Origin of the sequence: Shewanella algae (assembly GCF_009183365.2) — a bacterium.
Lineage (GTDB): Bacteria > Pseudomonadota > Gammaproteobacteria > Enterobacterales > Shewanellaceae > Shewanella > Shewanella algae.
In genome coordinates this window covers 4432744-4447256 of record NZ_CP068230.1, presented here as the reverse complement: position 1 = coordinate 4447256, position 14513 = coordinate 4432744, and the positions used below count along the sequence as shown (strand labels likewise).

Sequence of the window (14513 nt, the reverse complement as noted above, 5' to 3'; positions counted from 1 at the left end):
AACAACAGAGCTTTTAAAACACTGAATCCAGCGTTTTTTGCTCATCCAGCCCACTGGAGCTGGTTTGACTGACATAGGAGGAACCAGGGTTACCCGATTGAGTGTCGACAATCAGAGGACCATCGCCGCTGTTCCCCAGTAAGCCATTGATAATGTCGCTTTCATCACTGCCGTATGTCGCAAACAGGTCGACACCGTCGAGCACTATGTGCTGATCGAATTCACCATCCAGATCCGCATCGATCGAGATAGTGGTATTGCCATCAGCAACACTGAATTCGAAATATTGCTCCAGTGAGTTGTGCTCTTCACCCAACAGCAGATCACTGAGGTTCAGCTGATCTTTGTTGAGCTCAAAGTCAGTGATATGGTCGGTGCCGGTTTCACCCGCTTTCCAGCTGAAGGTATCTACGCCTTGGCCACCGGTGAGCCAATCATCACCATTGCCGCCAACCAGCAGGTCGTTGCCATTACCACCGAACAGCATGTCATTACCATTGCCGCCGTAGAGTTCATCATTACCGCCTTGGCCAAACAGAATATCGCTTCCGTCACCGCCGCGGATGATATCACCCTTGTCGTTGGCACTTGACTTATCAAAGAGGTTTGGATGCTCGCTGATATAGTTGTGAATTTCAGCATCGGTCACATCACTTTGGCCCAACTCGCCGGCAATAAAGGCTTTGAGCGCGCTGTAACCCTGACCTTGAATGCCATCAAAGCGAATCACGTCACCGAAGATGATGTCATTACCCGCACCGCCATCCAAGGTATCTGAGCCAGGCATATTGGTGATTTCATTGCCGAGAATCGCGTCGGCAAGTTCATCGGCATCGATGTTGGTCTGGACGTTGCCATCTGTATCGTAAGACTGCAGGTCATCCTCATCGATATTGGAGCCCATTCCTATGGCTTCAACCGTGACACCCAGGCCAGAGAGTAGAGCAAAACCAGCTTCGGAATTCGCCGTAGTGTCCGAATTGGTACTGCTGCCGGTACCAGCCAAGGCATAGTAATCATAGTTACCTTGGGCATCGGGTCGCATGGCTCCAACAGGGCTTCTGCTCACGTTGTTAAAGTCTTCTACACTGAACACGTTACCGCTTTCGTCAATTACTACATGTCCGTTAACGGTATAGACTTGGCCGAATACGTAGGCTGCGCCAATGACTTGTGACAAGCTACGATCATTACCACTCCACCACGTGTCGTAGATCTTCGGGTTCCCACCGGCATTGGCGTTGTAGTAAGTTGGTTTGCCGTCAGTGATAAAGAAGGCCAGGTTAGTGGCACCGCTATTATCTTGAGCATCGCCATTGGCGAACCAGTTGGCTGTGGTGGTGAAGACATCCTCATAGTTGGTGCCGCCACCGCTGCTCATGTCATTCAGGGCATTCTGAAGAGTGCTCAATGCATTGGGGTCATTGAGATCTACACTGATGCTGCCCTTGGCATGAGTATCAAAATCGACCAAGAATATTTTCACGGTGCCGCTTTGCTCACCACCTGCACTGTCTTTGAGAGTTTCAAATACCTGTGCCAACTGGGACTTCATGGTATTAAGTGTGCTGGTGTTGATACTCCCCGAGCTATCGACCATAAAGGCGATATTGTAATCCTGCCCGGGAACCACGACTGTGCCATCCAGGTCGCCGATAACGATATCTTCGGCGTTACCCAAATTGACCGTTTGATCGCCTGGACCCGCTTCAGTGACCTGATAGTTAAATACAGGCACCACCGCAATATTGCCGGTGTAAGAGTCACCATCGGCATCGGTTACCGTTACTGCAAAGTCCAGGTCGCCGTCTTCGGTGCCCTGCATGGTCTGGTACTGATAGAAGTCCCAGTGGCCTGTACCTGGGGTGAATTCCAGCTTAAAGACCAAGTCGCCCGAGTCTGTTTGGCCCAGCAAAGTATTGCCTGAAAGGGTCACTTCAACGGCTTCCCCGCTGGCGGTAACCAGGGACGTGTCGGTCACACCTGCCAATGCAAGGCTGCCTTGGCCATCAGCGCCCCATTGGGCCGTTACTTCACCGGAAGCATAGGCGATTGCCGGGGCATTGCCTGTACCAGTGAATTCTATGGAGGAAATAGTGAAGTCACTGTTGTCTCCATGGCTGGGGGCTGTGCCGTTGTCGGTTGCCTTGATAACAACTCTATCAAAGCCACCATCCTGCACGTTAAAGTCAGCCGCATAGTCACCGTTGCTGGCATCAGAGCTGAAGGTTTGGGTCGATATAAGTTGGCCATCACGCCAGAACTCAACCACACCGCTTTCAAGCTCACCTCCGAAGATGTTGGCAAACTCTATCTTCATGCCGAACGCCAGGGTGTTGGGATCCAGATCTATGATGACTTCTTCAGAAACGCCGGTGCCATCAGCAAATTCACGGAAATCTACTTCGTTGGCTATGTTGTGGTATGGCGAGCCAACACTGGCAACCCCTATGCCTGAACTGCTGCCGTTAATATTTGCCGAGGTCAGAGTGTGGTCGGTAGATGAGGTAAAACCTCTGGCAGTGATGGTGAAACCATTAAAGTCCAGTTCCCCTCTATTACCTGTGTAACCGGTCAGATCGAAGGCGCCTATGAGAGTATCCGGAATATCGGTTGCCGTAGCCGTTACCGGAGCTGTATCAGGCATGTAAGGCGCATCATCTTCGACGCTGACCACGAAGCTACCGGAGACAGTACCGCCATTGCCGTCATTAACACTGACACCAAATGTCAGATCTTTAACATCTTCAATGCTGGTATCGGGGTGATCTATTGGTCCCAACAGATTGACCTGATAGTCCCAATCACCACTGCCATTACCCGCTGGCGGTGTCAGTACCACAGTCATTACTGCAAGGTTACCTACAGAGCCTGTCAGGGTGTGAGTCGCAACGTCCCACTGCCAGGTAACAGCCTGGCCACCTGAGGTGATACCACTTGGTGGTGTCAGGCTAACAGTCAGTGCATCACCATCCACATCCTGAAGCTGGATAGTGCCATTTGCAGTGGCACTGTCAGTGGTATCACTGCTGCCGTTTGAATCCGGCAGGCCATTGGTCAAGCCTTCCTCAGAGACAACAGCATTGGTAGTGGTAACGATAGTCGGTGCGTCGTTGACACTGTTGACCTTGATGGTCAGGGTTGCAGTATCACCATTGTTGGTCACATAGGTGATAACGGGCACAGTACCGTTCCAGTTGGCTTCCGGAGTAAAGGTATAACTACCATCCAGATTGATAACCAGAGTGCCACCCTCAACAGCGACATCTTCTCCTGCGCTGTAGACCTGGCTATCCCCGGCTACGGTAAAGCTGGCCAGTTCAATGTCTTGGCCATCGCTGAACTCACCTGTGTCATTGTCAAAAATGTTGCCGGTTGCCAGCTGATCTTCATTGATTTCTTGATAATCATCCACAGCAGACGTGTACTTCTCGACTTTAACATCCAGAGTCGATACTGCGGTTTGGTTGTTGTTATCTGTACCAACAATCTCAATACCTGAAATCTTCAGAGAGTCGACATCTATGTTGTGGGGGAGATTCCCTATCAGCTCAGCGTTGACTATGATATTGCCTTCACTGCCTGCCGCTATGGCAGACCAATCCAGACTGATCTTCAATACGTCTTTATTTGGACCATTACCCGGCATTGAAGCTATCAGGTACTCACCCTCAAGGCGCCAGCTCAATGGGAAGTTTTCTCTTATCCCTTCCACTGTAATACCGCTGAAGTCACCATTTTGATAGTTGAAGCCGAAGTCTGAAAGTTCACTGTCACCAGCCTTGAAGCGCAGTGACTGTTGATCGGTATCCAGGTTGTCATCCTGCAAACCAAATTCATCCAGACTGGCCAGTGCATAGGAGGTAATAGCGACTGGAGCGCCTCCTGGAGCATCCAGGTGAATATCCAGATTGCCGTTGGCCTGATCGCCGTCACTGTCAGTGACCACTACACCAAAGTCCAGATCCAGAGGCTCTGTGGAGCTGACGATCTCTTGAGCGGTTGTGCCGGTCAGTTGGAACTTGGCACCGTCAGGCGTTACAGCACTCAGCTCGATATAGGCGATAGCGCCCAAATCACTGATAACTTCGTTGGGGCCGATTTCGCCCTCACCCAGCAGTTGACCGTTGGCATCATAGGCCTTGTAGTGCACCAGCACAGGGTCGTTATTACCGACGTTGAAGTTAAAGCTGGCACTGGCTACTGTGTCTGCATAGTCAACGATAAGGGTCTCACCACCTGAAACCCAAGGGTTAGCCACCCCAAAGCCGTTGTCTGTACCATTGACATCGGCCAAGTCTCCGTTGCCATCACGGCCATAAAGCGTGAAAGCAACTTCGGCATCAGAGGGCACTTTGCTTGGATCGTTGTATATGTTGTAGGCACCGGTAGCGTTGTCATAAGTGACATACACGGTACCGCTGATGCCTCCTTTACCTCCGTCCAACGCGCCAATGTCTATCTCTTCCAGCTTGTCTATGCTCTGCAATATATCCAGCTGATAGCTGTCGCTGTTTGGATCTGTGTTGAGGGTAAAGATCAGCGTCTGATCAGGGTTAGACGCATCATAGGCCGTAGCAGGGCTTTCATCGCTTGTATAAGCGAACAGTTGATCCGGGTTGTTTGGATCGACAAAGAAGAAGACTGTTTTGCCTCCGGCCGTGATATCAGAAGCACCAAAGTAGGTTTGAGAACCAGCATCCCAGCCGTTTACGTTGCCGCTGAGATCGGCACTATAGTCTTTATCTGCTCCTGATGTGTTCATGACCCCAGTATAGGTGCCAACAGTGTTGACCCCATCCAGGATAGGTTCAACATCGACAACAGGTGAGTCGTCTTCAACTGTAACCTGGAATGAACTTGAGTCTGTCGCTCCTGAACCATCCGCGACATCAATGCCAAAGTTCAAATTGAGCACATCTTCAACATTGGCTACAGGATGATCCAGCGGAGCATGCAGTGTGACCTCATAACCCCAAGTACCACTGCTGTTACCCGCAGGAGCCGTGAGCGATATGGTCATCACCACAGTTGAACCGGCAGAGCCTGTCAAAGTCTGAGTACTGGCATCCCAACTCCAGGTTACATCGACGCCTCCGGAGGTTATACCTGATGGGCCGCTAAGCGTAACTTCCAGCTCATCGTTGTCAGGATCTTGCAGCTCAATGGTACCGTTGGCTATCACTGCATCTGTTGTATCTGTGTCGCCTACATCATCCGGCGCACCATCGGTCAGCCCCTCTTCAGATACGGCAACATTGGTGATGTTACCTATGCTTGGTGGGTTCTGGGCATCAAGAATGGTGGTGTCGGCGCTGTTGTTGGCACCAATGCTGGCATCGGCACCGCTGACACTGTCGATGGTGACGGTGAAGTCTTCGGCGCCTTCATAAATACCGTCGTTAATGGTGCTGATATCCAGCGGCACACTGGTGCTGCCGGCCGGAATGGTGACACTGGCGACGCCGGTGAAGTCGCTGCCGTCCTCGGCCACGCCGGAGTAGGTGAAGTTGACTACCACATCCTCGTCGGCGACCTGGTCGATGCTGACGGTGAAGGCGGCAGTCTCACTCTCGGTGACGCTGCTTTGATCGGCGACGATGCCGACCACAGGCGCATCCTGGGCATCGAGAATGGTGGTGTCGGCGCTGTTGTTGGCACCAATGCCGGCATCGGCACCGCTGACACTGTTAATGGTGACGGTGAAGTCTTCGGCGCCTTCATAGATACCGTCGTTAATGGTGCTGATATCCAGCGGCACACTGGTGCTGCCGGCCGGAATGGTGACACTGGCAACGCCGGTGAAGTCGGTACCGTCCTCGGCCACGCCGGAGTAGGTGAAGTTGACCACCACATCCTCGTCGGCCACCTGGTCGATGCTGACGGTGAAGGCAGCAGTCTCCCCCTCGGTGACGCTGCTTTGATCGGCGACGATGCCGACCACAGGCGCATCCTGGGCATCGAGAATGGTGGTGTCGGCGCTGTTGTTGGTAGGACTGATAGTCGCATCGGCACCGCTGACACTGTCGATGGTGACGGTGAAGTCTTCGGCGCCTTCATAGATACCGTCGTTAATGGTGCTGATATCCAGCGGCACACTGGTGCTGCCGGCGGGAATGGTGACACTGGCGACGCCGGTGAAGTCGGTGCCGTCCTCGGCCACGCCGGAGTAGGTGAAGTTGACTACCACATCCTCGTCGGCGACCTGGTCGATGCTGACGGTGAAGGCGGCGGTCTCACCCTCGGTGACACTGCTTTGCTCGGCGACGATGCCGACCACAGGCGCATCCTGGGCATCAAGAATGGTGGTGTCGGCGCTGTTGTTGGCACCAATGCCGGCATCGGCACCGCTGACACTGTTAATGGTGACGGTGAAGTCTTCGGCGCCTTCATAAATACCGTCGTTAATGGTGCTGATATCCAGCGGCACACTGGTGCTGCCGGCCGGAATGGTGACACTGGCAACGCCGGTGAAGTCGGTACCGTCCTCGGCCACGCCGGAGTAGGTGAAGTTGACCACCACATCCTCGTCGGCGACCTGGTCGATGCTGACGGTGAAGGCGGCGGTCTCACCCTCGGTGACACTGCTTTGATCGGCGACGATGCCGACCACAGGCGCATCCTGGGCATCGAGAATGGTGGTGTCGGCGCTGTTGTTGGCACCAATGCTGGCATCGGCACCGCTGACACTGTTAATGGTGACGGTGAAGTCTTCGGCGCCTTCATAGATACCGTCGTTAATGGTGCTGATATCCAGCGGCACACTGGTGCTGCCGGCCGGAATGGTGACACTGGCGACGCCGGTGAAGTCGGTACCGTCCTCGGCCACGCCGGAGTAGGTGAAGTTGACCACCACATCCTCGTCGGCCACCTGGTCGATGCTGACGGTGAAGGCAGCAGTCTCCCCCTCGGTGACGCTGCTTTGATCGGCGACGATGCCGACCACAGGCGCATCCTGGGCATCGAGAATGGTGGTGTCGGCGCTGTTGTTGGCACCAATGCCGGCATCGGCACCGCTGACACTGTCGATGGTGACGGTGAAGTCTTCGGCGCCTTCATAGATACCGTCGTTAATGGTGCTGATATCCAGCGGCACACTGGTGCTGCCGGCCGGAATGGTGACACTGGCGACGCCGGTGAAGTCGGTGCCGTCCTCGGCCACGCCGGAGTAGGTGAAGTTGACTACCACATCCTCGTCGGCGACCTGGTCGATGCTGACGGTGAAGGCGGCGGTCTCACCCTCGGTGACACTGCTTTGATCGGCGACGATGCCGACCACAGGCGCATCCTGGGCATCGAGAATGGTGGTGTCGGCGCTGTTGTTGGCACCAATGCCGGCATCGGCACCGCTGACACTGTCGATGGTGACGGTGAAGTCTTCGGCGCCTTCATAGATACCGTCGTTAATGGTGCTGATATCCAGCGGCACACTGGTGCTGCCGGCCGGAATGGTGACACTGGCGACGCCGGTGAAGTCGGTGCCGTCCTCGGCCACGCCGGAGTAGGTGAAGTTGACTACCACATCCTCGTCGGCGACCTGGTCGATGCTGACGGTGAAGGCGGCGGTCTCACCCTCGGTGACACTGCTTTGATCGGCGACGATGCCGACCACAGGCGCATCCTGGGCATCGAGAATGGTGGTGTCGGCGCTGTTGTTGGCACCAATGCCGGCATCGGCACCGCTGACACTGTTAATGGTGACGGTGAAGTCTTCGGCGCCTTCATAAATACCGTCGTTAATGGTGCTGATATCCAGCGGCACACTGGTGCTGCCGGCCGGAATGGTGACACTGGCAACGCCGGTGAAGTCGGTACCGTCCTCGGCCACGCCGGAGTAGGTGAAGTTGACCACCACATCCTCGTCGGCCACCTGGTCGATGCTGACGGTGAAGGCGGCGGTTTCACCCTCGGTGACACTGCTTTGATCGGCGACGATGCCGACCACAGGCGCATCCTGGGCATCGAGAATGGTGGTGTCGGCGCTGTTGTTGGTAGGACTGATAGTCGCATCGGCACCGCTGACACTGTCGATGGTGACGGTGAAGTCTTCGGCGCCTTCATAGATACCGTCGTTAATGGTGCTGATATCCAGCGGCACACTGGTGCTGCCGGCGGGAATGGTGACACTGGCGACGCCGGTGAAGTCGGTGCCGTCCTCGGCCACGCCGGAGTAGGTGAAGTTGACTACCACATCCTCGTCGGCGACCTGGTCGATGCTGACGGTGAAGGCGGCGGTCTCACCCTCGGTGACACTGCTTTGCTCGGCGACGATGCCGACCACAGGCGCATCCTGGGCATCAAGAATGGTGGTGTCGGCGCTGTTGTTGGCACCAATGCCGGCATCGGCACCGCTGACACTGTTAATGGTGACGGTGAAGTCTTCGGCGCCTTCATAAATACCGTCGTTAATGGTGCTGATATCCAGCGGCACACTGGTGCTGCCGGCCGGAATGGTGACACTGGCAACGCCGGTGAAGTCGGTACCGTCCTCGGCCACGCCGGAGTAGGTGAAGTTGACCACCACATCCTCGTCGGCGACCTGGTCGATGCTGACGGTGAAGGCGGCGGTCTCACCCTCGGTGACACTGCTTTGATCGGCGACGATGCCGACCACAGGCGCATCCTGGGCATCGAGAATGGTGGTGTCGGCGCTGTTGTTGGCACCAATGCTGGCATCGGCACCGCTGACACTGTTAATGGTGACGGTGAAGTCTTCGGCGCCTTCATAGATACCGTCGTTAATGGTGCTGATATCCAGCGGCACACTGGTGCTGCCGGCCGGAATGGTGACACTGGCGACGCCGGTGAAGTCGGTACCGTCCTCGGCCACGCCGGAGTAGGTGAAGTTGACTACCACATCCTCGTCGGCGACCTGGTCGATGCTGACGGTGAAGGCGGCGGTCTCACCCTCGGTGACACTGCTTTGCTCGGCGACGATGCCGACCACAGGCGCATCCTGGGCATCAAGAATGGTGGTGTCGGCGCTGTTGTTGGCACCAATGCCGGCATCGGCACCGCTGACACTGTTAATGGTGACGGTGAAGTCTTCGGCGCCTTCATAGATACCGTCGTTAATGGTGCTGATATCCAGCGGCACACTGGTGCTGCCGGCCGGAATGGTGACACTGGCGACGCCGGTGAAGTCGGTGCCGTCCTCGGCCACGCCGGAGTAGGTGAAGTTGACTACCACATCCTCGTCGGCGACCTGGTCGATGCTGACGGTGAAGGCGGCGGTCTCACCCTCGGTGACACTGCTTTGATCGGCGACGATGCCGACCACAGGCGCATCCTGGGCATCGAGAATGGTGGTGTCGGCGCTGTTGTTGGCACCGATGCCGGCATCGGCACCGCTGACACTGTCGATGGTGACGGTGAAGTCTTCGGCGCCTTCATAGATACCGTCGTTAATGGTGCTGATATCCAGCGGCACACTGGTGCTGCCGGCCGGAATGGTGACACTGGCGACGCCGGTGAAGTCGGTGCCGTCCTCGGCCACGCCGGAGTAGGTGAAGTTGACTACCACATCCTCGTCGGCGACCTGGTCGATGCTGACGGTGAAGGCGGCGGTCTCACCCTCGGTGACACTGCTTTGATCGGCGACGATGCCGACCACAGGCGCATCCTGGGCATCGAGAATGGTGGTGTCGGCGCTGTTGTTGGCACCAATGCCGGCATCGGCACCGCTGACACTGTTAATGGTGACGGTGAAGTCTTCGGCGCCTTCATAAATACCGTCGTTAATGGTGCTGATATCCAGCGGCACACTGGTGCTGCCGGCCGGAATGGTGACACTGGCGACGCCGGTGAAGTCGGTGCCGTCCTCGGCCACGCCGGAGTAGGTGAAGTTGACTACCACATCCTCGTCGGCGACCTGGTCGATGCTGACGGTGAAGGCGGCGGTCTCACCCTCGGTGACGCTGCTTTGATCGGCGACGATGCCGACCACAGGCGCATCCTGGGCATCGAGAATGGTGGTGTCGGCGCTGTTGTTGGTACCGATGCCGGCATCGGCACCGCTGACACTGTCGATGGTGACGGTGAAGTCTTCGGCGCCTTCATAGATACCGTCGTTAATGGTGCTGATATCCAGCGGCACACTGGTGCTGCCGGCCGGAATGGTGACACTGGCGACGCCGGTGAAGTCGGTGCCGTCCTCGGCCACGCCGGAGTAGGTGAAGTTGACCACCACATCCTCGTCGGCGACCTGGTCGATGCTGACGGTGAAGGCGGCGGTCTCACCCTCGGTGACACTGCTTTGATCGGCGACGATGCCGACCACAGGCGCATCCTGGGCATCGAGAATGGTGGTGTCGGCGCTGTTGTTGGCACCAATGCCGGCATCGGCACCGCTGACACTGTCAATGGTGACGGTGAAGTCTTCGGCGCCTTCATAGATACCGTCGTTAATGGTGCTGATATCCAGCGGCACACTGGTGCTGCCGGCGGGAATGGTGACACTGGCGACGCCGGTGAAGTCGGTACCGTCCTCGGCCACGCCGGAGTAGGTGAAGTTGACCACCACATCCTCGTCGGCCACCTGGTCGATGCTGACGGTGAAGGCGGCGGTTTCACCCTCGGTGACACTGCTTTGATCGGCGACGATGCCGACCACAGGCGCATCCTGGGCATCGAGAATGGTGGTGTCGGCGCTGTTGTTGGCACCAATGCCGGCATCGGCACCGCTGACACTGTTAATGGTGACGGTGAAGTCTTCGGCGCCTTCATAAATACCGTCGTTAATGGTGCTGATATCCAGCGGCACACTGGTGCTGCCGGCCGGAATGGTGACACTGGCAACGCCGGTGAAGTCGGTACCGTCCTCGGCCACGCCGGAGTAGGTGAAGTTGACCACCACATCCTCGTCGGCCACCTGGTCGATGCTGACGGTGAAGGCGGCGGTTTCACCCTCGGTGACACTGCTTTGATCGGCGACGATGCCGACCACAGGCGCATCCTGGGCATCGAGAATGGTGGTGTCGGCGCTGTTGTTGGCACCGATGCCGGCATCGGCACCGCTGACACTGTCGATGGTGACGGTGAAGTCTTCGGCGCCTTCATAGATACCGTCGTTAATGGTGCTGATATCCAGCGGCACACTGGTGCTGCCGGCCGGAATGGTGACACTGGCGACGCCGGTGAAGTCGGTGCCGTCCTCGGCCACGCCGGAGTAGGTGAAGTTGACTACCACATCCTCGTCGGCGACCTGGTCGATGCTGACGGTGAAGGCGGCGGTCTCACCCTCGGTGACACTGCTTTGATCGGCGACGATGCCGACCACAGGCGCATCCTGGGCATCGAGAATGGTGGTGTCGGCGCTGTTGTTGGCACCAATGCCGGCATCGGCACCGCTGACACTGTTAATGGTGACGGTGAAGTCTTCGGCGCCTTCATAAATACCGTCGTTAATGGTGCTGATATCCAGCGGCACACTGGTGCTGCCGGCCGGAATGGTGACACTGGCGACGCCGGTGAAGTCGGTGCCGTCCTCGGCCACGCCGGAGTAGGTGAAGTTGACTACCACATCCTCGTCGGCGACCTGGTCGATGCTGACGGTGAAGGCGGCGGTCTCACCCTCGGTGACGCTGCTTTGATCGGCGACGATGCCGACCACAGGCGCATCCTGGGCATCGAGAATGGTGGTGTCGGCGCTGTTGTTGGCACCAATGCCGGCATCGGCTCCGCTGACACTGTCAATGGTGACGGTGAAGTCTTCGGCGCCTTCATAGATACCGTCGTTAATGGTGCTGATATCCAGCGGCACACTGGTGCTGCCGGCCGGAATGGTGACACTGGCGACGCCGGTGAAGTCGGTGCCGTCCTCGGCCACGCCGGAGTAGGTGAAGTTGACTACCACATCCTCGTCGGCGACCTGGTCGATGCTGACGGTGAAGGCGGCGGTCTCACCCTCGGTGACACTGCTTTGATCGGCGACGATACCGACCACAGGCGCATCCTGGGCATCAAGAATGGTGGTGTCGGCGCTGTTGTTGGTACCGATGCCGGCATCGGCTCCGCTGACACTGTCAATGGTGACGGTGAAGTCTTCGGCGCCTTCATAGATACCGTCGTTAATGGTGCTGATATCCAGCGGCACACTGGTGCTGCCGGCCGGAATGGTGACACTGGCGACGCCGGTGAAGTCGGTACCGTCCTCGGCCACGCCGGAGTAGGTGAAGTTGACCACCACATCCTCGTCGGCCACCTGGTCGATGCTGACGGTGAAGGCAGCAGTCTCCCCCTCGGTGACGCTGCTTTGATCGGCGACGATGCCGACCACAGGCGCATCCTGGGCATCGAGAATGGTGGTGTCGGCGCTGTTGTTGCTGCCTATCTCCAGTTGTTCAAGGCTATTATCGACGTCAGTAACACCACTAATGACGACGCTTAGATTTTCGCTATTTTCATAGACACCATCGTTAATGGTATTAACCGTAAAGCTTTGCTGGCTATCACCGGTAATGGTCACGCTTGGAGGTAAATTATCAACATCTGCCGCAGATGCTGTACCACTCCAATCAAGTGCAAGGGTAACCGAAGCACCACTAGGAAGGGTTACCGGGTTACCGTTGGCATCGACCAAAGTCACTGTATAAGTGATTTCACCACCTTCAGCGACACTGGTTTTGTCTACGCTGATCTGGGCAAAAACGGTGTCGGTAGTGTCATTTACCAGTGTGGAAGCTGTGTCACTGGTATCCAGGTTTTCAAAATTACCACCTTGTGCACTATCTATACCTACGGTCAGAGTTTCCGCATCAACAAATACATCATCGCTGGGAGCGTCAACGGTTACAGTGCCGGAGGTTTGACCGGCTGCAATGGTGATGCTGGCGCCGTTGGACAGGGTCAGTACCAGGTCGGTTTCAGGGGCATTATTGACCGTGGCGGTATAGGTGATCTGGCCGCCTTCATTCACTTCAGCCGGGGCGGTCAGGGTGACCGCGGTGGTATCTATGGTGTCATTGACCTGTGTATCGACACTATTGCCGAGGTTCAGGTCTTCATAGTTGCCGCCCTGGGCGTCGGTGATGCCGACCGTGAGGATTTCACCGTCCTGATAGACATCATCAGTCGGTGCATCAACGGTGACAGTGCCTTCGGTCTGACCGGCCGCAATGGTGATGCTGGCGCCGTTGGACAGGGTCAGTACCAGGTCGGTTTCAGGGGCATTGTTGACCGTGGCGGTATAGGTGATCTGGCCGCCTTCATTCACTTCAGCCGGGGCGGTCAGGGTGACCGTGGTGGTATCTATGGTGTCATTGACCTGAGTATCGACACTATTGCCGAGGTCCAAGTTTTCATAGTTGCCGCCCTGGGCACCGGTGACATTGACCGTGAGGGTTTCACCGTCCTGATAGACATCATCAGTCGGTGCATCAACGGTCACGGTGCCGGACGTCTGACCTGCCGCGATGGTGATGCTGGCGCCGTTGGACAGGGTCAGTACCAAGTCAGTTTCGGGGGCATTATTGACCGTGGCGGTATAGGTGATCTGGCCGCCTTCATTCACTTCAGCCGGGGCAGTCAGGGTTACCGTGGTGGTATCTATGGTGTCATTGACCTGAGTATCGACACTATTGCCGAGGTCCAAGTTTTCATAGTTGCCGCCCTGGGACTCAGTGACACCGACATTCAGTACTTCACTGTCCAAGTAGACATCATCGCTGGGGGCGTCGACGGTAACACTGCCTGAAGTTTGGCCAACAGGGATCACTATCGTTGCGCCGTTGGACAAGGTCAGAACCAAATCACTTTCCAGAGGAGCATTGTCTACAACAGCAGTGTAGGTAATGCTGCCACCCTCGTTGACTTGGGTTGGCGCCAACAAGGTTACAGTGCTGGGAGCAACTTGAGTCAACTCGAAGGTGTTTTGTGACAAGCCATCTTGCAGTGTAATGGCATCAGCTTCGACGCCCGCTGAATCGTAGCCACTGGCAGCCAGAGTTTCTGCCCCACTTCTTGCCAAGGAAACAAAGCCGGACGTCCCCTCATTCCCTTGAGCTCCACCGGCAGCAGTATCAGGCAATGAAGCGGTTGGATCTTCTCCCGCAGCGATAAGGGCCTGTAGCTGAGCAATTTCAGAATCTGTTGCAGAATCGGCACTTTGCAACGCTTCCTGAGGGACTTCAGCTTCACTTCCAAGACTGCTTCCGTCACTGAGCGAGAGCTCTATTTGTGCATCATTATCGACAAAAACTTCGCTTCCCTGCGCGACGAAGTCGCCCTGTTGTAGTGGCACTTGCTGGCCATTTGACATGACATAAGCCTTGCCATTCAAAGTCTTAACTTGACCATCTTGTGTAGTGATAAGTGCTTTCATGTCCCGCCCCCGGCGCTTGCAATATCCGTATCAATAAAGTTGCAGCCCAATAGGTTTGGGTTGCAAGTTGGCAAATAGTGTAAATCTCTTGGGTGCGATTTTAGATTAATTAGTTTCAAAGGTCAATTTTTTGACGCTATTTGCAAATTTGTTAATTTGCTGATTTAAAAGAAATATTTTTTGCTGTTGATTA

At 56.1% G+C, this 14513-nt stretch carries 1 protein-coding gene; it reads right to left on the bottom strand.

Features of this window, described 5'->3' with window-relative positions; translation table 11 throughout:
• Window positions 1-13: 13 nt before the first annotated feature.
• Complete coding sequence (locus tag E1N14_RS19775) at window positions 14-14320, bottom strand: immunoglobulin-like domain-containing protein (protein WP_208155358.1); 14307 nt, start codon at window positions 14318-14320, stop codon at window positions 14-16.
• Window positions 14321-14513: the final 193 nt, after the last annotated feature.